Origin of the sequence: Colwellia sp. 5_MG-2023 (genome assembly GCF_030547795.1) — a bacterium.
GTDB lineage: Bacteria > Pseudomonadota > Gammaproteobacteria > Enterobacterales > Alteromonadaceae > Colwellia.
This window is the reverse complement of record NZ_JAUOPW010000004.1, coordinates 170723-191044: the sequence shown is the minus strand read 5'-3', so window position 1 is coordinate 191044 and position 20322 is coordinate 170723. Positions and strand designations below refer to the sequence as shown.

The window sequence follows — 20322 nt, the reverse complement described above, 5'->3', positions numbered from 1 at the left end:
TTGAATTGCCGGAGATGTTTATGGAACTTATTTTATTTGCTTTAATTAGCCTTATTGTCATCGTTGCGGTATTAGCAAGTCGATTAAATGACAACAGCTTCCCCTTTCCCTTTGATAGTAAACCGTCAGTTTTTACTGCCGCAGAAAAAAACTTTCAAAACTTACTAGAACAAGCAATGGGTCCCAAATACCGTATACTTAATCGTGTAAAGCTATCTGACATAATAACCATACGTAATGGTGTCTCTGAGAGAGCTAGTCAAAAAGCTGCCGCCAATGCTGAAGGAAAATATTTAGACTTTATTATTTGTGAACGCTCTTCTATGAAACTATTGGGTGCAGTAGATTTAGTAGATACACAAGGTCGTGGTTACAAAGTTAAAAAAGACTGGTTTGTTAGTGGCGCACTTGAAGCAGCTTCCATTCCACATTTAAGAATTAAGGTGAAAGCTAATTATACATTAGATGAAATTCGTGCATGTATTAACTCTCGTTTACTTGGTAACAAATCACCATTACCTAAAGTTAAAGGCGTCAATATACCAGCTCCTATGCTAAAAGCGCGTAAAAGTTCAGGCGCATTAAGCCCTACGGCGGCACGAGCAGAATTATCACCTCATACTAATGGTCGACTAACAGAGCAAAATGTAGCAGCACTGCCGCATTAATAAATTGAAATAAAAATCCAGCCAACAGAAAACCTAAAACCAGTAAATTAACATATTACTGGTTTTTTTATTTTCAGTTTACTCGTTGACAGTAAAAATAAGTTTATGCTTATCACATAATCATACCCCACGGCGTTTTTACTCCCTATTAATCCCCTACTTCGCTAAATGAATATAAACTAACTTTTTTCTTCAAGCCAAGTTATAATCCTTGATAAATTAATAAGCTAAAGAGAAAAACATGAAAGCAGGTATTATCGGCGCAATGGAGCCAGAAGTAGCTATTTTAAAAGAAAAACTAGTGAACTGTGAAACGAGCACCCATGCAGGTTATACATTTTATTGCGGGCAACTAAATAACAATGACGTTGTTATTGTCCAATCAGGTATTGGTAAAGTAGCAGCAGCTTTAGCCACCGCCATACTTATTGATAAATTTCAACCTGATTATGTAGTGAATACTGGCTCTGCCGGAGGCTTTGACGCCAAGCTTAAAGTCGGTGATATTGTTGTAAGTTCAGAAGTACGCTATCACGATGTTGATGTTACTGCTTTCGGTTATGAGATAGGACAATTGCCAGCAAATCCTGCCGCTTATATTCCTGATGCTACTTTGGTAGAAGCCGCTAAAAAAGGTATTGCTCAACTTGATAATATTCAAGCTATGGTTGGGTTAATTACCACGGGTGATACGTTTATGACGAAAGACGATGATATCGCTAAAGCTCGTGCTAACTTTCCTACAATGGCTGCTGTTGAAATGGAAGGTGCGGCTATCGCCCAGACTTGTCATCAATTTAAAACGCCGTTTGTGATCATCCGTTCGCTATCTGATATTGCCGGAAAAGAGTCTCCAACCTCTTTTGATGAATATTTAGAAACTGCTTCAGTTAATTCTTCAACTCTAGTAATAAATATGTTGAATGCGCTTAAAGGACAAGCGTTAAGTTTATAAATATTCTATCTAAAAAAACATAAGTGAATGAAAAATGACTAACTTAACTGAACTGTCTTCTTTTAGCTATCAACTACTAATATTATTAGCCGTAATATTAAGTAAAGCGATCATTAGTCATTTTTCTCATCATGAGCCTCTACGATTTTTTCAATTTTATTGCCAAAAACTGAGCGATAAAGTCAATAACCCAACAAACTCTCCTAATCAACAAACGATAGCAGGCTTAATTGCAATAGTAGTTACCTTACCACCTATTATTATCATTTTGTGGCTGTTCGAATCTTTCGTTGAAGTTGATTTTCTATGGCAAGTGCTACTGCTGTATATTGCTATAGGTTCATTTGAAATAACCAAAGCAAGTAAGGACATCGCACAAGCGTTAACGGCGAAACAAAACTATCTCGCAAAACAAACATTAAAGCCTTGGGTGTTAAGAGAGACAGAGCCTTTATCCAGCTTAGGCTTAAGTAAAGCGTGTATCGAAATGCAGTTATTACGCAGCTTACAACAAGGATATGCCGTAGCTTTTATATTTATGACGCTAGGTCCATTAATGGCGCTTTGTTATCGACTGCTACTGGAAATGCATTATTGCTGGAACACTAAACTAATAATACACAAGCACTTTGGTATTTACAGTAAACACCTTGCAAATCTTACCATGTGGTTACCGGTAAGAATATTCTCATCATTATTACTACTTTCGAGTATAGGAAATAACTGTATTCTTTTTTGGAATTTAAGTCGAAAGCATTTTTTTCAATTAAATAACAATGTTGCTTTGCTATTATTATCACTAAATTTATCAATAAAACTGGGGGGTGTTGCCATGTATGATGATAAAAAAAACTCCCCTGAAAAATTACGCAAAATTAGCTTTAATGATAGAGCCAGACAACCACAAATTGCTGATATTATTTATGCGAGTAAAAAGATTAATAACATGATTTTTGTCAGTCTATTTTTAATGATCTTTGTCGCTATTGCTATTGAATATATTGCATCAAATATATAAGCTCGCTTGTCATTACTTAGACCGTCAGCCTCATAGTTCCGTAGGTCACTAACCCAGTCATGCCGCAGGACACGTAATACTGAATCCCATGAAGTTGTTGTTCAGGATGATAAGTAACTATTCTGACTGAGGGGTCATGATTAGCTAGGTGAGCATAACTAATTCCAGGTGACTAATGCCATAGAATCAAGTAGATTAGAGATAATTAATAAACAGATTAATTACGACTAAGGGAAAAACTATGTTTAGAGTGATAAAAATATTAGCATTAACACTTAGCCTTTTCACTACGGCAGTATTGGCAAGTGAAGCACCACAAATTTCTCAGCAAAGTTTGTTAGCAGCGCTTAATTCCCCTCAAAATAGTATTGTCTTATTAGATGTACGTACTAAAGCGGAATATAACGCTGGCCATGTTGCTGGTGCCATTAATATTAGCCATGACACTATTGAAGAAAACCTAGCACAATTAGCACAACATAAGAACAGTAATATTGTCATTTATTGTCGCTCTGGTCGTCGTACCGCTATTGCTATCGATGTTTTAGCTAAAAATGGTTTTTCGAATCTACAACATTTAACTGGTGATATGAATGGCTGGCTTGAAGCTAAGTTACCTGTCGTCAGTGTGAAATAAAAATATAATTATTACAATAAGCTCTATTAAAGTAATCCCCCCTCTCATGACTGAACTACTCTACTACTTAAATATATTTGGCATTGTTGTATTTGCGCTTTCTGGCGCATTAATGGCAGGCCGATATAAATTAGACCCTTTTGGTGTCATTGTGCTGGCTTTCGTTACTGCGGTTGGTGGTGGCACCATTCGAGATACTATTTTACAAACCCCTATATTTTGGGTCGTTGAAACTCATTACCTTTTTGTAGTTTTGGCCACTGCGCTACTTACCATTGTATTAATTCGACAACCTAAGCGTATCCCTAAACGTTTTTTACTGATTGCTGATGCTTTTGGCTTAGCACTCTTTGCTGTATTAGGGACACAAAAGTCAATTGCATTAGGTGCGCCTTTATCTGTCGCTATAGTATTGGGGACTATTACGGGTGTCGCTGGCGGTATGATTCGTGATATTTTATGTAATGTTATTCCAATGATATTAAGTAAAGAGATATATGCTTTAGCCGCCATGCTAGGTGGTGGTTTATTTGTTATATTTCACTTACAAGGTTGGCCCGAAGATGAAGCTATTGTAGTGGCTATTTTAGGTGCGTTGTTAGTGAGGTTGGCTGCTATTTATTGGCGTGTATCTCTACCTGCATTTGATATTATAGAAAAAGAGCCTGCCGAGAAAGAAGATATAAAAAAGGAAGGCCAGTAAACTCTCTAGCAATAGAGTAACTTAGAAGAACAGAGGAAACAGGGTTCAGGTTTCCTCCTTAATATTGGTAGCTTACGCTTCAACACCCCAGCCATCGTTATAACCTGAAAACTTAGTTGCTAGTGCTTCAAATTCACTTTCTTGCTTAACTATTGCTTCATAACTTGGTACTAACTGTATTGTACAATCAACATCCCAAACATTAGGTGTTTCATCAGGATGAACATTAACGATTACACCGCTCATATTTTCTTTAATATAATCAGCCATTGCATGTGCTTGGGCTTCTTGCTCAAATAAATGAAAAAAAACAACATCGTGAGTCATTTCAAGATTAATGCCTGCTTCTTGCATTTCTGCTAGTAGTTGACCTGTTTCATCATTGGGGAAATTCATAGTTTTACTCTGCTTTTTAGGCATTAGTGGGAGGTGTAAATCAATGTCGATATTATAAACAGGGAATAGCAAATTGAATAGTTTTTTGAAAAATATATTAAACCTAATCCCTTAAAGAGAAGAGTATCGACAAACAATTAAGCTAGCGCGGATATTTTGCCAGCATAGCTGAAATAGCTTGTTTTATTCTATCATTAGTCTCTGCGCTATTTTCTCTATCTTCTAAATCTAAACTATACACACTGCGCCATACAGAGCGCCCTTGCTTAGGGTCTACCAAATCTACAATTAAACTTCCTCGACGAATGGCTGAATATTGTTGATCTGTTTTCCACGTTGTTGCCTGTAAACAGAAAGTACAAAAACGTACGACTTCATTATATTTAGCGTAATCTTTACGACTACCACTAACAACATGATAAGTAACAATTAAATCAGTTTCATCAAGCTCAGCATAATTAAAATTTTGTTCCGCCATAGAACGTTCAATAGCAATTTCAATAGCGTTACGACGAGTGTCTAATAAACCCTGTGCTTCAGTGAAAGTAGAGTTTCGATCATAAAGGCTATAACTTTTCACTGACGAAAAATCAAAACCATCATGATAAACCACCCCCGCTTCTTTCATACTTGAACAAGCAATAAGAAAAGTTAAAAGAGTGATGATAATGAGTGTTTTGAACATACTATTCGAGAGCTATACATAAAAGAACTTGCCTTAGCCTAGCAAGTTCTTCAATAACTATAAAGCAGTGATTTATTTAATAAAACATAAATACGGGGATTCTAATATAATAATTGATATTACATTAACGTATTCAGGTTAATATCTTCAAAACTATTTACTTGCCCACCAAACTCTTTGGCAAAAGCTTCCGCATCAGCTTTCTGGCTAAAGCTAGCTAAGGTTTTCCCCATTGCCCCCATTTTGTCTGAACCAGCTACATACCATGCAGTTTTGGCATCAATAAAATATTTATCATTAATACTGTCACTGCCCCATGGCATTTTACTCATGTCATGTACTAACATCTGAGCAACATTACGGGTGTTTTCTGGATCTAAATAATAGCTAAACATATCTTGCGTAGAGCAGAATTTAAAAACTTTATCGTCTTGCTCTTTACGAAAAACTTCACCTTTAGGGCCGTCAAATCGTGTAATAAGCATGCCACATAAATGGCATTCATCACTTGATTCCATCGCGACTGCTTGGTGTATAACTTTTTGTTGGTCTGAATTATCAGAGCAAGACATCACCAAAGGAGTAGTTAGTGTGAGCGCTGTAATTAACGCCAATAGTTTGTACTGTTTCATGGTCAATATTCTCAGTAAATAAGGATTATTAACAACCCTAGTTAAAGTGTCTTTTTCTTAAAAATAAATATAGCTAATGCTAAAGGAATAATAACCCAAGCAATTAACGCTAAAAATAATGATGTGTAAGATAAACTGGCATTAGTAGCAATAGATAGCACACCACTAACATTACGATTATCTAGGCCGATAAAATTCACAAGACGAAAAATATCCGTTGGGTTTAACATCAATAATTGTATTAAACCTTGTGGTGTTATCGCTTCTTCAACTCCCACTAATAAAGCAAGCAAAACAAGGTCAAAAGCGAGAGAAAATAAGAACCAAGTCATCAAGGAAAAGCCGACAGCTTTTGACTTTTCTGCCACAGAAAGACTGATAACATAAGAAATAGCGGTAAAACTTAGGCCTAATAAAGTAGCGCTGATAATAAATAAGCCAAAGGTATTCAATATATTTAAATCACCCAGTTGCCCATATAAAATCATAGCTGGAACACCAAAACCCACGAGGATAGCGAGGGTTATAATTCCACCTTGGCCAATAAACTTACCAAGTAATAATTGGCTTTTACTTAACGGATAAGTGAGTAATAAAAGTAGAGTACCGCTTTCTTGCTCGCCAACGAAGCTGTCATAACTTAATAACAAGGCAATTAACGGGATAAGCAAGGCGCTCAGGCTTGCTAAACTAGCAAGCGTGGTTGATAACGAAGCAACCCCAACGGCACCCGATGCTGCAGCGCCAAAGTAAGTTAAGCCAGTAGACAATAGCGCAAAAATTAGCGTTATAGCAACCAACCAACGGTTTCTGAGGCCATCATGAAACTCCTTATTGGCCACCGTAAATATTTGATGCATTAACTCGGTGCTCCATTATCTTTTGCCTTTAATGTGAGCTCATGCACTGAAATAAAGTGCTGATATACTTGTTCTAAATTTGCTGATTCTATTTCAATATCCTTAAGTCCTTCCATGTTAATTAACTGCTTTAATACCTTTATTTTTTCATGCGCTGGTACTTTCAGTGTATTAGAGTAAACATCACTTACGTACTGTGTTAAATGACTGTTTTGAGCAATAGCGTGATTTATTCCCGACGACTTAATAATAACAGGTAGCTCAGCTTGCTTACGTAATGCTTGCAATGTTCCTAGAGCGAGTAGCTTTCCAGAAGATAAAATCATTGCTCGGTCAATATGCTGTTCTACACCTGGCAGTACATGAGAACATAAGATAACACTGCTGCCAGTCGACTTAAGTTGGTCCACTGTTTTATAGAAGTCTTGAGTAGCGACGGGATCAAGGCCAACCGTTGGTTCATCTAACAGCAAAAGCTTTGGTCTATTGATAAATGCTTGCGCTAATCCAAGCCTTTGACGCATGCCCTTTGAGTATGTTTTTACCTGACGGTGTATTGCTTCAGTAATGCCTACTTGCTCTAATAAATCTATTGCCTGCTTTCTACTATCTTTGTTGGTAGGGCTTTTTAACTTAACAAAATAAGTCAGTACTTCTAGCCCTGTTAACTGCTCATAAAAACTAACATTTTCAGGTAAATATCCTACCTTATTTCGACAATGCCAAGCTTCTTTTAAATCAGGTGCCATTCCCATCACTTCTACTTTGCCATAGCTTGGTGAAATAACACCAAGAATAAGCTTCATCATAGTCGTTTTACCAGCACCATTATGACCAAACAAGCCAAGCACTTCGCCTTCATTCAACGACATATTTATCGCGTTTAATGCGTTAAGTTGGCCATAAGACTTTCCTGCTTCAACTAATGAAACTAGCGGGGAGCTCATATTACCTTTCCTATGCTTGTCATTATTGAACAGTCCTTGGCGTTAACTGATTAACGGATAATGAATTATCACTCGGTTTTTCTTGATAAAAATAAGGCTTCATTAATGGGTAACTATCGGTGACTCCCGGTGACTTTAAGACTGGAAATTGTTTTTGTACCCAACGTAAAATTACGATAGCAGGGCTATCCATTATCATTTTCATTTCTGGGTATTGCCATACTAATTGATCAATACCGTCATTAGGCTCAAAAATAGTATCACCGATGCCGTCTTTATCTATATCCCAGCCAAGATAGCTACTCCAGTAATTACCACGACCGTCTTTACTCCATTCTTGTTCGGTATTCGATACATACTTCACAGGTGTTGGATTATTAATAAAATTGTTGCCATAAACTTGCATGTTTTCTGAACCTGCCGTTAAATGAATGCCTATTTCGGTGGTATCAACAGTATTATTCTCTAATACGTTAGCACTTGAGTTATAAACAAAAAAACCTTTACCGGCGCGCCCTGCCATTACATTTTCAGGCTTAGTCCATACATTTTTGATGTAATTATCACTAAGAATAGATTCATCCAAGAAATTTAATAAAAACCCGTAATCTTCACTGCTGGTGACTTTATTACCTGTAACCGTTAAACGACTAGAGCTCATTAAAGCATAACCTGCCCGAGTGTTGTAAGCAGTATTATCCTTCACGACATTATCGTTAGAATTCATGTAATGAATACCATAACGTAGGTTATGCACAGTGTTTTTTTCTATTAGATTATGCTGACTCGCGATAACATAAATGCCATCACGTACTTCAGAGACGTCATTATTAACAATATGACTATGAGTTATATTAGTCGCTTGTATGCCATTACCTCTTTTAGCGGAAGGTAATGATAAATTACCATTCACTTTATTATTAACTATCGTTGCCTTAGTCGCATGATTGAGCCAAATCCCAAAGCCATCTCCTGACAAACTATTATTTTTAATAACTAAGCCCACAGCTCTTTCATTGATTCTTTGGTTATTAACGTAAATACCTGAATTTTCTTTATCAAGATCAGCCCCCCAATTAATAATATTTAGGCTATCAATGGTGATATAAGAATTTTTTAGTACAAGCCCATGTCCGTGGCCTTGAGCGTCAATGACGGTTCCGTTTTCGCCACGCAAGGTAATTTGTTTAGCAATAATAAAGTTACCTAGGTATTTCCCAGCCGACAAGGTAATAACATCACCATCTTGACTGGCATTAAGCACTTTTTGTAAATCGTCATTTACCGTTACAGGCGTTACTTTGGCAAAGGTATATTGGTTATAGCTAGCTATAACCAATAGTAGTACTAGCAAGAACGATGGTCTTTTTTTAAAGCCTAGCAAGGTGAGCTCTTCACTGAGTTTTCATATGTTAATAGCATAACATTTATAACTAATTAGCTGTTGATCTTAAATAAAGAACCGACAAATTACTGCTCTAAATTTTTATAAAAAACCAAACGCTGACATTAAGCTTCGACCACTTAATAGTAATGAAACAAGAACAACGATTGCCCCAAGGGTATTTTGCCAAATATTGTTTTTATGCTCGCCGAGCACCTTAGTATTCATTATCCATAATAAAAAAATTGTCACTATAGGAAGTAAAATACCATTGGCTATTTGTGCAAACCAAATTACGGCAATTGGCTTATAACCTAAGCTAGAGCCTAGTACTCCTAAAAATAGTACCACTATCCAAATAGCTTTAAAGCTATTAGAGTGTAAATCCTTACTCGAATTTAAAATCCCGCTCAAGGCAAAGGCTGCCGCTAATGGCGCGGTAACTGCTGACGAAATTCCAGAAGCAAACAGTCCAATACCAATAAAAATACTCGCCATATCACCAAACAAGGGCTTTAATGCCGGTGCTATATCGGCTGCTGACGTGATTGAGACCTGCGAACCAAAAAAAGCAGTGGCGGCTGTAGATAGAATAGCCATAGAAATTAAGCCACCAAGCGGAAGTGAGATATACAAATCTTTTCTCGCTTGCGGTAAGTCAGCAATGGACTGCCATTTTTTACTCACACTTGAAGCATGTAAGAATAAATTGTAGGGCACAATAGTTGAACCAATTAACGCAATCACAGTTAATGTAGCACCATCAGGTATAATTGGTTTAAATAAACCTGACAATAACACCATCACATCGGGTTTTGTTAACAAAAAGGTGATAATGAACGCTAAACTCATTATTGACACTAACAAAATAAGTGCTGTTTCAATAAGTTTATAGCTACCTGAAATTAATAAGAAAAAGGCAATAGCACCAATGAGAATTGAAAACACTGTTTGAGCAGAACTAAATTTTACACCCATGTCTTCAAAAATCCCTACCAGCCCTAAGCTAGCACCAGAAATATTACCACTTTGATAAGCACTGTTACCCACCACAATAGCAGACAAAACCAAGGCAATAGCCAAGCCTCTTAATAAAGGATTTGTACACGCTTGACGGATATTCTCACCTAAACCTTTTTGGGTAACGATACCCAAACGAGCGGTCATTTCTTGTAAAATTAACGTCGCAAGGACTGAAAATAGCAATGCCCATAATAAAGCGAAGCCATAATCAGCACCCGCAATAGAAGCGGTAATAACTGTGCCTGGGCCAATAAAGGCAGCGGTGACTAAAAATGCAGGACCGATTTGAGGAAGTTTCATTGTTATTCATGATCTTTGTTATTTATTTTGATCACAGCATACTTATTATTTCAAAAAATAAAACAAAAAATCGTAATACTTTTTACTAAAATTCCCTTGATCATTAATCTTGAAATCATCAATAATTTAGCTCATGGCGGTCTGACCTAGTTTGTAGAGGAAAGCTTTATGAATAATTTTGATTTTATTATTATTGGTGCTGGCTCGGCAGGATGCGTGTTAGCTGACAAATTATCCGTTTGTGGTAAATATCAAATTTATTTATTAGAAGCCGGCCCTAAGGATAGTCGCTGGAGCATTCATATGCCAATAGGGATTATCGAATTAATCAAAGATAAGATTCGTAATTGGCAATTTCACTCTGCACTTGAATCATCACAAAATAATACCAGTTTCATTAATTAGGTGAACAATTTTATACGTAGAAAAAATTGACAAATACGAGGCATTTATTTCAATAACTCGTTGTGTTAATTATTAAATAAATAACGATGTAGTTGGTGATTGTAGCAAGTAGAAATGATCACATAGCTAGTGAGATTGGTATAATAGATAAATATTAGTCGTATAGTGGCTATATTAATACAAAAAAGGGAAGCATATAGCTTCCCTTTTTTAGATAACACTGCAGATATACTTAGAAAATAAATTCTTCGCTATCTAATGCCATCATTGATTCAGCACCATTAGCTACACAAGCTGCATGGCCGTTTGCTCTTGGTAAAATTCGTTGAAAATAGAAACGTGCTGTTTTGATTTTAGCTTGATAAAAAGCTTTATCGTCATCACTAGCCGCTAATTTCTCTTGTGCTACTTTCGCCATTTTCGCCCAGAAATAAGCCAAGGTTAAATAACCTGAATACATCAAGTAATCTACCGATGCAGCACCAATTTCATCAGGGTTCTGCATTGCTTTCAAACCTAAGGTTTCAGTCATTTTCTGCCAATCACCACCAAAGGTCATAATAGGTTGAATGAATTCTTGCATCGCTTCATCGCCGGCATTAGCAACACAGAATGCGGTAACTTCAGCGCCAAACGGCTTCAATATCTCACCTTTCGAGCCTAAAATCTTACGTGCTAATAAATCAAGTGCTTGAATACCGGTAGTACCTTCATATAAGCAGCTAATTTTAGTATCACGCATTAACTGTTCCATGCCCCACTCTTTAATAAAGCCATGACCACCAAATACTTGTACGCCATGACTTGTACATTCTAAGCCTAGCTCAGTTAAGAAGGCTTTAGCAATAGGTGTTAATAGCGCTAATTTACTTTCGGCTATTGCTTTTTCAGCTTCATCTTTACTTGCATGACCAATATCAACTAATTGCGCTAAATAACCAATTAATGCTCGGCCACCTTCAGCAATAGATTTTTGTGTTAGTAGCATACGACGAACATCAGGATGTACAATAATAGGATCGGCCGGTCCGTTTGGATTTTTCACACCTGATAAAGAACGCATTTGTAATCTATCTTGAGCGTAAGCTAATGCCCCTTGGAAAGACGCATCTGCTGCTGCAACCCCTTCACTAGCAACACCTAAACGTGCAGCATTCATAAAAGTAAACATGCAATTTAAACCACGGTTAATTTCACCAATTAAATAGCCTTTTGCGCCATCAAAATTGATCACACACGTAGCGTTCGCATTGATACCCATTTTGTGTTCAATTGAACCACAAGTTACCGCATTTCTATCGCTGACTTCACCAGTGTCAGTTACATTGAATTTAGGCACTATAAACAATGAGATACCACGACTTCCTTCTGGAGAGCCTGGAATTCTGGCGATAACTATATGAACAATATTGTCAGATAAATCATGCTCCCCCGCTGAAATAAAGATTTTTGTTCCGGTTATCGCATAGCTACCATCATCATTGAGCTCTGCTTTTGTACGCAACATACCTAAGTCTGTACCACAATGAGGTTCAGTTAAACACATAGTGCCTGTCCAAGTACCTTCAACCAATTTAGGCATAAAAGTATTTTTTTGAACTTCGCTTCCATGCTCTTCAATTGTTGCTAAAGCACCATGACTTAAGCCGGGGTACATAGCAAAGCTATGGTTAGCAGCAGAAAAAAATTCATTTAACGCAGTATTCAATGAATGAGGTAAACCTTGTCCACCAAAATCAACGTTTTGTGCTAATGTTGGCCAACCACCTTCAACGTACTGCTGATAAGCTTCTTTAAAACCATCAGGAGTGGTTACTACGCCATCATTCCAGGTACAACCTTGCTCATCACCAGTTTTATTAATAGGTGCAATAACTTGCTCGGTGAATTTAGCAGCTTCACTCATAATAGCATCAACCATATCAAGGCTAGCATCTTCATAACCTAATTTTTGATAATGACTGTCGCAATCAAGTAGTTCTTGCATGACAAACTTCATGTCTCTAATCGGTGCTTTATATTCTGGCATAGTGCTTCTCCAATATTTATTTTTGTCAATTTATAATAGCTGACACAAATGGTTAGTGGTCTGACCTCAAACAGTTGTTTGATTAAATCATGTTCTTCACTTTTTTGAAAGAAGATTTTCGTCCATATTGACTGTTTTTTATACGTACTGGTTATTAGCCTACGCTTAAGAAACAAAAAAGGAGCAAAATGCTCCTTTCATAATTAGAATAGTAAAAGAATACTATTAGGGAATAGTGACTAGCTCTATTTGAGAATCAAGCTCACCATCACTTGACGAATCAACATAAATAATTAAACGTTGATCATCTCCTGATAACCTAAGGTTTGCTGGCTGACTTCCTTGAGTATAGGTGGTCGATGAAATTGTTTGGTGGTTATCATAAACATCTAAGTAGAAGCCAAGTTCATTAGCACTATTAAATCTGTAATAATTTGGCTGATCATTACTATTTTTAACTAACGATAGTGTCACAACACTTTCGCTGGCTTCTAATAAACCATTATCGACAAAGTTATCACCATCAAAACTGATCCATTCGCTACTTTGACTAAGCGCATAAATATTCGCTTCATCACTCGTCACCATAAAATCGAAAATAACCTGGTCATCAGCTAATAATTCTGGATGATACTCATGCGTTAACGAAACTGAGACTTTATCATCACCAAAGTCATTTACTTGTGGAATATAGCGTTTAAAGCTTGCCGTACTATTATCTAAAGCAAACAGTGTATTAGCTTGAGACGCGACAGCTACTTTACTGACAAGAAACGCATTGGGAGCATCCCAAAACAGTACATTAAGATTTTCATCCGCAAACTCAAATGCTTGTGTTATGACAAAATAACGCCCTGACAAACGAACAATAGCGATTGGTTCACTAATGATGTCTGTGTCAATAATTTCAGTAATGCTGTAATCGTCAAGTGAAACACTATAGCGATGAACCACTTCCGTGCTAGTTTCATCTTCTTGTGTCACTATTTCAGTGGCTTTTACCAACAAATAATCACCATTGGGATGTATGATTAATTGCTCGAGGATAGTGCCTTCTGGAGATATTTCTACACTGGATTCAAGCTCACCAGTATATTGATGGTAAGTAAGTAGCTCATTTCCTACACCAAGATAAAAAACAGGCTTTAATGGGGAAGTTACGATTTCACTACTATTGATAGCCAACGGCGTAATAACGTTATTACTTACATCTTGGCTACTGTTATAAAAATTGATAGTAATCGTTTCACTGATCGCTGCTATACCGGAGTCAGCAGAAATAGTCACTTGAGCCGATGAATTATTATTCGCTGATGCAAGGCTTGCATCAGCCGTTATTGTTAATTGCTCATTATTGTCTTTTGTTAACGTCAGCCAATTCGCGTCAGTTGTCGCTGTCCAGCTAATATCTAAATCAGCATTATTACTAACTGATACCGTTTTTTCTAATGTTGAAATACTATTGGTTGCACTTAAGGCCACTGCAGTTTGATCGGCAAGTAAATAAACATTATCTAACGCCACTTCTACTGGCACTAGCTTTATTTCACCTGAATCTATATCCGTTAATATAATATTACCTTGTTGTAAACCTGGCTCAGTAAATTCACTGATATCAGGAGTGACGACTATTTCTGTTTCACCAATGCCAGAGGTAATATCTAATGACAACCAGTCAACATCGGTACTTGCTGTCCATTCTTTCTCTTCAGTTAAGATAGAAATACTTTGTGCAGGAATAGTTTCATCACCAAAAGTACCGCTATAGCTAACTTTTTCAGTATCTACCGCTAAATTCCAAATTAGTAACGAAATATCAATATCATGAAAAGCAAACTTACTCGAGTCTTCATTACTTGTCGCTAATCGTAATGTAGTGTTATAGGTATCAGTAAGTAAGAATTGAGCATTAATAACATCAATAAAAACAGTGGCTGAATTCTCGGTAACGTTTTCAGTTCGATATTCTAACCACGGCGCAGAAATGGCTTCAGGAGAAAAGCCGACTAAAACACCGTCACCAACAAAACTTACATTTATTGCAATGCTCTCTGTTGACTCTTGTAAAAACTCATTACTAAAACTCACTTCACTTACATCAGCAGAAATAGAAAAAACAGTTTTATCTTCTGAGCTGCCACAAGCTTGAAGCATAATAACAGTGGTTAGTAATATTACTTTATAAAGTTGACGCATTGGTTCCTTCATAACAATTCCTAAAGCTAACACCTAAAGTTAAGTGGTTTTTATTATTTTATAATAGCTACGTAGTTGATTCAGAATTCATCATTTAATTTTAAATCACTTGATGTAAGTTAGGTTCGAGGCTCGATCAAAGAACTAATATAATATTCTAGACAAAAAATCGAGATTCTCTTCCATCCTACAAAGACGCAAATTTTTTATTTATATTTTACAAAAGTTATCATACTAATAATGATAAAACTATTTAATGGCCTTCTAAGAAAGCAAATACAGTTTCAAAAGCCTGCTCTTGATATTGTTTTAAACCTGTATCACGAAAGTCGATATCTATTTGGCTTTTTGACAGTTCTTTTTTAATAAAGCTACCGGCTAAAATTTGCACATTAAGATCTTGTATTAATTGGATTGCCGCTTCTACTTTGAAACCAATAGGTCCGCCAGCAAACTTACCTTTTAACGCGCGTCCTCGAATAATTACATCGGTTACTTGATAATCTTCCATTAACTTAGCAAACGTAAATTGGAATTTCTTTACTTCTTCCGCATCACCCGCATTATCTAAGGCTAATTTTTGTACGCGTGTATGAGGAATATCATACAAGCTATTTTCTTTGGACATAATACAAATGATTGCTTCATTGCTTTTTATTTCTACACCACATGCTTTCATAACAAATTCTCAACTGACTTAATTACTGCCATTATAACGAAATAGCAGGCAGAAGAAACGAAATAATAGTTAGAAGAAAATGGAAGTCACTTAACGATAACGGTATGATTTAATTTCAAAGCGTGATTAACAACAAAGTGAAGATTAATGAAAAAGGTTTGTATTATAACTGGCGGCAGTTCAGGTATAGGTTTAAGCATAGTTAAGTTATTTTTAAAGCATGATTATCTAGTTTTCAATCTAGATTTAACACCTTCAACATTAGGCGAGTTTTGTTTATGTGATGTTACTAATATTGAACAAATCACTAGTATTATTAGCCAAATAAGCCAACTGCATACTATTGACGTACTAGTGTCGAACGCAGGTATTCACTTTTCTGCGAACATTGAAAATACTAGCGAAGCTGATTTTGATAAGGTAATCGGCATCAATGTGAAAGGTGCATTTGCGGCAATAAAAGCGGTGTTACCTAATATGAAAAGTAATAACAATGGCGCGATTATATTAATGTCTTCTGATCAAGCTCTCATTGCTAAGCACAATTCTTTTGCTTATAACTTAAGTAAAAGTGCGCTTGCTTCCATGGCAAAAACAACCGCATTAGATTACGCTCAGTTTAATATTCGAGCGAATGCTGTCTGCCCTGGTACCATTGAAACACCGTTATATCATCAAGCTATTGACAATTATTGCCAGAAATCTGGAGCAGATAAAGCAGACGTTCATCGCGAAGAAGCAAGCTTACAACCACTAAACCGCTTAGGACAACCTGACGAAGTGGCTGAATTAGTATTCTTTTTAGCTTCAGATAAAGCTAAGTTTATTACAGGAAGTTTACAGGTTATTGATGGTGGTTACACAGCACAATAGCTTAGAGCAGAAAACATGAAAATTATTGACCCACATCTGCATTTATTCGACTTAGCACAAGGTGATTATCATTGGTTAAAACCGGATCATCCGCCTTTTTGGCCTGATAAGTCTGCTATTAATCAAACCTTTGAAGAAAGTGATTTGGCCCTTGAGCCTACGTTTACGTTAGCTGGCTTTATTCATATTGAAGCAGGGTTTGATAACTCCCAACCTTGGCGAGAATTAATCACTTTAGAGCAAAATTGCAAACAACCTTTTCGAGCGATAGCTGCGATTGATTTAACACTAACTAACCAAGGATTTAATGACTGTTTAACAAAACTAACCGCCCTACAATCTTTTGTTGGGGTTCGTCATATATTAGATGATGATACGCTGCCATTACTAACAAACAAGCAAGTATTAACAAACTTCAGCCAACTTAATAATGCTGCTAAACAGCAAAATAAAACACTGATTTTTGAAGCACAATTATCATTAATTAATTCAACCTCAGTAAGTTCGTTATGTGATGTGATTAATGATAATGCTAATATTTCCTTTATTATTAACCATGCAGGCTTTCCCCCAACCGACATACAAAGTGTTGAATGGCAATATTGGCAAAGTAACTTGCTTAAACTATCGAGCTATCCTCATGTTGCAATAAAATGTTCCGGCTGGGAGATGAGTGACAGAAATTATAATCAAGCTTGGCTTACTCAAAGCTTAACAATAATTTTCGATATTTTTGGCCAAAATAGAATGCTGATGGCTAGTAATTTTCCGCTATGTTTGTTCAGTCATAACAGCTATCAAAATTATTGGTATTCGGTTATCGAGAGTGACTTTATTCAAGCATTATCAGCGCAAGAAAAAAGCGCATTGTGTTATGACAATGCGCTTCGTTGGTATGCTATAAGTTGTTAATAATTTAGCAATTATTTAATAGTAACATGTGGTGAACGTTTCACTATTTCATCATTCAGTTCAATGCCAATTCCCGGCACTTCAGTTACTTGAAAGAAGCCATCGACTGGCTGAGGATCTTGTAAGCATAATTCACGGTTCCAATCTTTAATTGCATAAGTATGATGTTCATGAATTAAGAAATTAGGAATCGCAGTTTCTAAATGCAATGATGCTGCCGTTGCTACTGGGCCACCACATACATGGGCTTGAATACGAATATCATAAACATCTGCATAATCGCACACTTTTTTAGCTTCAGTGAAGCCGCCACACAAGCCAACATCAGGTTGTAAAACATCAATACTTTGATCTTCAAAATAAGGACGCACATCCCAGCGATGATACAAACGCTCTCCACCAGCAATAGGTACATTCACATTATCAGAAACTTTTTTATGAACAGCAGAATTTAAGTAATTTACCGGCTCTTCGTACATCATACAATCAACTTCTTCGACAATAGCGCCCATTTGAATGGCAGAAGCAGCCCCCATAAGTGAATGAGATTCAAAAATTATATCAACATCTGGTCCAACTGCGTCACGAATAGCACGTAATCGATCGCCAAAAAGGCGCATTTGTGGTCGAGTAAAAAGCTTGGTTCTGTCAAATGAAGAACTACCATCTTTGTTATACACAATCGGGTCAACTTTAACCGCATCATAACCTTCACTAACCGCTTTTAAAGCAGCTTGTGCATATTCTTCAGGCTCAATAAGTTTTTTAATATCGCTATCCCAATCAAATTGTAATTGGCTAGCATAGGTACGTAACTTGTCATTTACTTTACCACCCAATAACTGATAAACCGGGACGCCTAATGCCTTAGCTTTTATATCCCACAAAGCAGTATCTATTGCACTCATCGCTGAATACAATACAGGTCCGCCACCTAAGCCCCAAAAACTTTCTCTGAGCATACGTGACCATAACAATTCAGTATTAAAAGGATTAAAACCAATTAACACCGCTTCCGAAATTTCTTTCAGCATTGCTGCTGCTGCGCTGTGCCCCCAATCATAAGCCAAACCAGCTTCACCAACGCCACTTATCCCTTCATCAGTATGAATACGTACAAAAACAGGATTCCACGCAGGACGTTTGGGGCAATGAATATCAAATACTTCAATATGAGTAATTTTCATTTTTATCTCTTTTAATAAGTTTATTTATCTTTATCTTTATCTTAAAACTAACGACTAAACCACTAACTACCAGCGTTAAGCTGTATGATTCAATTTGAACGAAAAAGCACGGAATTGACGTTAATCAGCAAAATCTGGATATTTGCGATACACTCGACGTAACATTGCTGGCCAAGCAGTTTCACCACCGGTTTTTCCTGTATGTACAATATTAGCTTGTGCTTTAATGCCATCAATAATACTTTGCGGCGCATAAATAGGTTTCATATCTGTTGCCATTACTTGTAACTGTATTTGGCATGCTCGCGTTAAGTCATACATATGCATAAACGCATCACCAATGGTTTTGCCCATGGTCAGTGCACCATGATTACGCAGTAACATAAAGTTTTTATCACCTAAGTCCTCTTGAATCCTTAACTTCTCTTCATGATTAACCGCTAAGCCTTCATAACCATGATAACTGAGTGACGCAAGCGCAAACATCGAATATTGACTTAAAGGTAATAAACCTTCTTCCAAGCTCGCTACCGCAATAGTTTCATTAGTATGCACATGCATAACACACATATCATCGTGCCGCGCTTCATGAGCAGCACTATGAATAGTAAAACCGGCAGGGTTGATGTCAAATGGGCAATCTTTATCAACAATATTACCGTTAATATCAATTTTGACTAAATTAGATGCGGTTACTTCTTCAAAAGCTAAACCAAAAGCATTAATTAAAATATGTTCACTATCTGGAATACGTGCCGAAATGTGAGTGTGGATTAAATCATCCCAACCGTGCATTACCATCAATCGGTAGCAGGCAGCTAAATCAACACGCGTTTGCCATTCTTGTGCTGAAACTTTATCTTTTAAATTTATCGGGGGAATTTCGAACATGTTCATGACCTAGTTGCGTTTCAATATATAAATTGAAGTATGTACACTGTAATACACAGAGTACAATATGAGAATTTCTTTATATTGAATACTACCTGAGCTAACACTCGGTATAAAGAAAGAGTTATCATAAGTTATAATTTCAAATTAAAAACAACCTTAATATGTGTATTTTATTTTTTGCCATTAAAGAACACCCTAAATACCCAGTGATTATTTGTGCTAACCGAGATGAAGTTCATCAAAGACCAACCCAAATGATGCATTGGTGGCCAGAAACAAAGCAACAAGCAAGTATTTTAGCTGGTAAAGACTTACAAGCAGGCGGCACTTGGCTAGGGTTAAATAAACAAGGTCGATTTAGTGCGCTTACTAATTTTCGCGAGCCACAGTTATTTGATAAAAATAAACAATCACGTGGTGATTTGGTAACACAAGCATTAGCTAAGCAAGATCAAGAAATAAATAAACAACTAGTGAATACAGCACATCAGTATAATGGCTTTAACCTAGTGTTTGGAAAACTCGACAACCTCACCTACTTTAATAGCACATCAAAAAAACAGCAAACATTAACGACTGGCTTTCATAGTTTATGTAATGGCGACTTAGACGATATTTGGCCTAAAATGGCTTTAGGACAAGAACAGCTTGCTACGGCAATACAGGAGTCTGCTAGTCAACTTTTGAATATCAATAACTTATTCACCCTGATGAAAAACAATCAACAAGCCGAAATAGAGAAATTACCTAAAACGGGGGTTCCATTAGATTGGGAGCAACGCCTTAGTTCAATTTTTATTGTATCGCCAGAGTATGGCACTCGTACTACCAATATAATCACCCAAGACAATCAAGGAAATATTTCTGTTTATGACAGGAGTTATGATGCTCAAGGAAAATGTGTAAAAGAGCAGCAATTCTCTATTCCAGCAACATAAA

General features: G+C 36.6%; 21 protein-coding genes. 9 read left to right on the top strand and 12 right to left on the bottom strand.

All coding sequences use genetic code 11. The annotated features are described in order from the left end of the window. The first annotated feature begins 20 nt into the window (after positions 1–20). From Q4496_RS05525 to Q4496_RS05505, 5 genes are all read left to right on the top strand, one after another. Entirely contained in the window at positions 21–668 is a 648-nt protein-coding gene (locus Q4496_RS05525; RefSeq protein ID WP_215973546.1) for a DUF2726 domain-containing protein, read from the top strand. 241 nt (positions 669–909) lie between these two features. Further along, positions 910–1623: a 5'-methylthioadenosine/S-adenosylhomocysteine nucleosidase gene (gene mtnN / locus Q4496_RS05520; protein WP_215973545.1), complete on the top strand. Its 714-nt coding sequence runs from the start codon at positions 910–912 to the stop codon at positions 1621–1623. A gap of 34 nt (positions 1624–1657) precedes the next feature. Then, complete coding sequence (locus Q4496_RS05515; protein WP_215973544.1) at positions 1658–2641, top strand: cobalamin biosynthesis protein; 984 nt, start codon at positions 1658–1660, stop codon at positions 2639–2641. Between the two features lie 241 nt (positions 2642–2882). After that, a complete protein-coding gene (locus Q4496_RS05510; protein WP_215973543.1) occupies positions 2883–3278 on the top strand; it encodes a rhodanese-like domain-containing protein in 396 nt (131 codons plus the stop codon). Positions 3279–3324: 46 nt separating this feature from the next. After that, complete coding sequence (locus tag Q4496_RS05505) at positions 3325–3981, top strand: trimeric intracellular cation channel family protein (RefSeq protein WP_215973542.1); 657 nt, start codon at positions 3325–3327, stop codon at positions 3979–3981. Between the two features lie 72 nt (positions 3982–4053). Here Q4496_RS05505 and Q4496_RS05500 read toward each other — a convergent pair whose 3' ends face one another. The 7 genes from Q4496_RS05500 to Q4496_RS05470 all read right to left on the bottom strand — a co-directional run bounded on the left by Q4496_RS05500 (position 4054) and on the right by Q4496_RS05470 (position 10208). Beyond that, positions 4054–4377: a ribonuclease E inhibitor RraB gene (locus Q4496_RS05500; protein ID WP_215973541.1), complete on the bottom strand. Its 324-nt coding sequence runs from the start codon at positions 4375–4377 to the stop codon at positions 4054–4056. Between the two features lie 142 nt (positions 4378–4519). Beyond that, complete coding sequence (locus tag Q4496_RS05495; RefSeq protein WP_215973540.1) at positions 4520–5062, bottom strand: DUF4136 domain-containing protein; 543 nt, start codon at positions 5060–5062, stop codon at positions 4520–4522. A 119-nt stretch (positions 5063–5181) separates the two neighbouring features. Next, positions 5182–5694: a nitrous oxide reductase accessory protein NosL gene (locus Q4496_RS05490; RefSeq protein WP_215973539.1), complete on the bottom strand. Its 513-nt coding sequence runs from the start codon at positions 5692–5694 to the stop codon at positions 5182–5184. 41 nt (positions 5695–5735) lie between these two features. Continuing rightward, positions 5736–6554, bottom strand: a complete 819-nt coding sequence (locus tag Q4496_RS05485) for an ABC transporter permease (RefSeq protein WP_215973538.1) — start codon at positions 6552–6554, stop codon at positions 5736–5738. Then, entirely contained in the window at positions 6554–7501 is a 948-nt protein-coding gene (locus Q4496_RS05480) for an ABC transporter ATP-binding protein (protein ID WP_303610034.1), read from the bottom strand. The genes Q4496_RS05485 and Q4496_RS05480 overlap by 1 nt, the downstream gene beginning before the upstream one ends. Before the next feature lie 22 nt (positions 7502–7523). Then, positions 7524–8885: a nitrous oxide reductase family maturation protein NosD gene (locus Q4496_RS05475; RefSeq protein WP_303610033.1), complete on the bottom strand. Its 1362-nt coding sequence runs from the start codon at positions 8883–8885 to the stop codon at positions 7524–7526. Positions 8886–8987: 102 nt separating this feature from the next. Beyond that, on the bottom strand, positions 8988–10208 hold the full coding sequence (locus tag Q4496_RS05470) for an Nramp family divalent metal transporter (RefSeq protein WP_303610032.1): 1221 nt from the start codon (positions 10206–10208) through the stop codon (positions 8988–8990). A gap of 168 nt (positions 10209–10376) precedes the next feature. On the opposite strand from Q4496_RS05470, the gene Q4496_RS05465 reads away from it, so the two are divergent. Further along, the gene (locus Q4496_RS05465; protein ID WP_303610031.1) at positions 10377–10613 is read left to right on the top strand and encodes a GMC family oxidoreductase N-terminal domain-containing protein; all 237 of its coding nucleotides are present in this window, start codon (positions 10377–10379) and stop codon (positions 10611–10613) included. Between the two features lie 232 nt (positions 10614–10845). On the opposite strand, the gene Q4496_RS05460 is transcribed toward Q4496_RS05465, so the two are convergent. The 3 genes from Q4496_RS05460 to Q4496_RS05450 all read right to left on the bottom strand — a co-directional run bounded on the left by Q4496_RS05460 (position 10846) and on the right by Q4496_RS05450 (position 15517). Then, positions 10846–12642, bottom strand: a complete 1797-nt coding sequence (locus tag Q4496_RS05460; RefSeq protein ID WP_303610030.1) for an acyl-CoA dehydrogenase C-terminal domain-containing protein — start codon at positions 12640–12642, stop codon at positions 10846–10848. 225 nt (positions 12643–12867) lie between these two features. Further along, positions 12868–14850, bottom strand: coding sequence for a hypothetical protein (locus Q4496_RS05455; protein WP_215973532.1), 1983 nt, complete (start codon positions 14848–14850; stop codon positions 12868–12870). Positions 14851–15091: 241 nt separating this feature from the next. Further along, positions 15092–15517 carry a DUF3010 family protein gene (locus tag Q4496_RS05450; protein ID WP_215973531.1) on the bottom strand — a complete coding sequence of 142 codons (426 nt, stop codon included), beginning with the start codon at positions 15515–15517 and terminating at the stop codon, positions 15092–15094. Between the two features lie 147 nt (positions 15518–15664). Here Q4496_RS05450 and Q4496_RS05445 point away from each other — a divergent pair, with 147 nt between their 5' ends. Together Q4496_RS05445 and Q4496_RS05440 are read left to right on the top strand one after the other, a co-directional pair. Next, positions 15665–16390 carry an SDR family NAD(P)-dependent oxidoreductase gene (locus Q4496_RS05445; protein WP_215973530.1) on the top strand — a complete coding sequence of 242 codons (726 nt, stop codon included), beginning with the start codon at positions 15665–15667 and terminating at the stop codon, positions 16388–16390. A 15-nt stretch (positions 16391–16405) separates the two neighbouring features. Then, positions 16406–17302: an amidohydrolase gene (locus tag Q4496_RS05440; protein ID WP_215973529.1), complete on the top strand. Its 897-nt coding sequence runs from the start codon at positions 16406–16408 to the stop codon at positions 17300–17302. 11 nt (positions 17303–17313) lie between these two features. Here Q4496_RS05440 and Q4496_RS05435 read toward each other — a convergent pair whose 3' ends face one another. Further along, a complete protein-coding gene (locus tag Q4496_RS05435) occupies positions 17314–18489 on the bottom strand; it encodes a mandelate racemase/muconate lactonizing enzyme family protein (RefSeq protein ID WP_215973528.1) in 1176 nt (391 codons plus the stop codon). Positions 18490–18609: 120 nt separating this feature from the next. Next, positions 18610–19380: a class II aldolase/adducin family protein gene (locus Q4496_RS05430; RefSeq protein ID WP_215973527.1), complete on the bottom strand. Its 771-nt coding sequence runs from the start codon at positions 19378–19380 to the stop codon at positions 18610–18612. A 164-nt stretch (positions 19381–19544) separates the two neighbouring features. Here Q4496_RS05430 and Q4496_RS05425 point away from each other — a divergent pair, with 164 nt between their 5' ends. Then, complete coding sequence (locus tag Q4496_RS05425; RefSeq protein WP_215973526.1) at positions 19545–20321, top strand: NRDE family protein; 777 nt, start codon at positions 19545–19547, stop codon at positions 20319–20321. The last annotated feature ends 1 nt before the right edge of the window (position 20322 follow it).

Bases quoted from the DNA above. Each gene is read 5' to 3' on its own strand.
- Q4496_RS05525 (WP_215973546.1), top strand. From the start codon at position 21: ATGGAACTTATTTTATTTGCTTTAATTAGCCTTATTGTCATCGTTGCG.
- mtnN (WP_215973545.1), top strand. From the start codon at position 910: ATGAAAGCAGGTATTATCGGCGCAATGGAGCCAGAAGTAGCTATTTTA.
- Q4496_RS05515 (WP_215973544.1), top strand. From the start codon at position 1,658: ATGACTAACTTAACTGAACTGTCTTCTTTTAGCTATCAACTACTAATA.
- Q4496_RS05510 (WP_215973543.1), top strand. From the start codon at position 2,883: ATGTTTAGAGTGATAAAAATATTAGCATTAACACTTAGCCTTTTCACT.
- Q4496_RS05505 (WP_215973542.1), top strand. From the start codon at position 3,325: ATGACTGAACTACTCTACTACTTAAATATATTTGGCATTGTTGTATTT.
- Q4496_RS05500 (WP_215973541.1), bottom strand. From the start codon at position 4,377: ATGAATTTCCCCAATGATGAAACAGGTCAACTACTAGCAGAAATGCAA.
- Q4496_RS05495 (WP_215973540.1), bottom strand. From the start codon at position 5,062: ATGTTCAAAACACTCATTATCATCACTCTTTTAACTTTTCTTATTGCT.
- Q4496_RS05490 (WP_215973539.1), bottom strand. From the start codon at position 5,694: ATGAAACAGTACAAACTATTGGCGTTAATTACAGCGCTCACACTAACT.
- Q4496_RS05485 (WP_215973538.1), bottom strand. From the start codon at position 6,554: ATGCATCAAATATTTACGGTGGCCAATAAGGAGTTTCATGATGGCCTC.
- Q4496_RS05480 (WP_303610034.1), bottom strand. From the start codon at position 7,501: ATGAGCTCCCCGCTAGTTTCATTAGTTGAAGCAGGAAAGTCTTATGGC.
- Q4496_RS05470 (WP_303610032.1), bottom strand. From the start codon at position 10,208: ATGAAACTTCCTCAAATCGGTCCTGCATTTTTAGTCACCGCTGCCTTT.
- Q4496_RS05465 (WP_303610031.1), top strand. From the start codon at position 10,377: ATGAATAATTTTGATTTTATTATTATTGGTGCTGGCTCGGCAGGATGC.
- Q4496_RS05460 (WP_303610030.1), bottom strand. From the start codon at position 12,642: ATGCCAGAATATAAAGCACCGATTAGAGACATGAAGTTTGTCATGCAA.
- Q4496_RS05455 (WP_215973532.1), bottom strand. From the start codon at position 14,850: ATGAAGGAACCAATGCGTCAACTTTATAAAGTAATATTACTAACCACT.
- Q4496_RS05450 (WP_215973531.1), bottom strand. From the start codon at position 15,517: ATGAAAGCATGTGGTGTAGAAATAAAAAGCAATGAAGCAATCATTTGT.
- Q4496_RS05445 (WP_215973530.1), top strand. From the start codon at position 15,665: ATGAAAAAGGTTTGTATTATAACTGGCGGCAGTTCAGGTATAGGTTTA.
- Q4496_RS05440 (WP_215973529.1), top strand. From the start codon at position 16,406: ATGAAAATTATTGACCCACATCTGCATTTATTCGACTTAGCACAAGGT.
- Q4496_RS05435 (WP_215973528.1), bottom strand. From the start codon at position 18,489: ATGAAAATTACTCATATTGAAGTATTTGATATTCATTGCCCCAAACGT.
- Q4496_RS05430 (WP_215973527.1), bottom strand. From the start codon at position 19,380: ATGTTCGAAATTCCCCCGATAAATTTAAAAGATAAAGTTTCAGCACAA.
- Q4496_RS05425 (WP_215973526.1), top strand. From the start codon at position 19,545: ATGTGTATTTTATTTTTTGCCATTAAAGAACACCCTAAATACCCAGTG.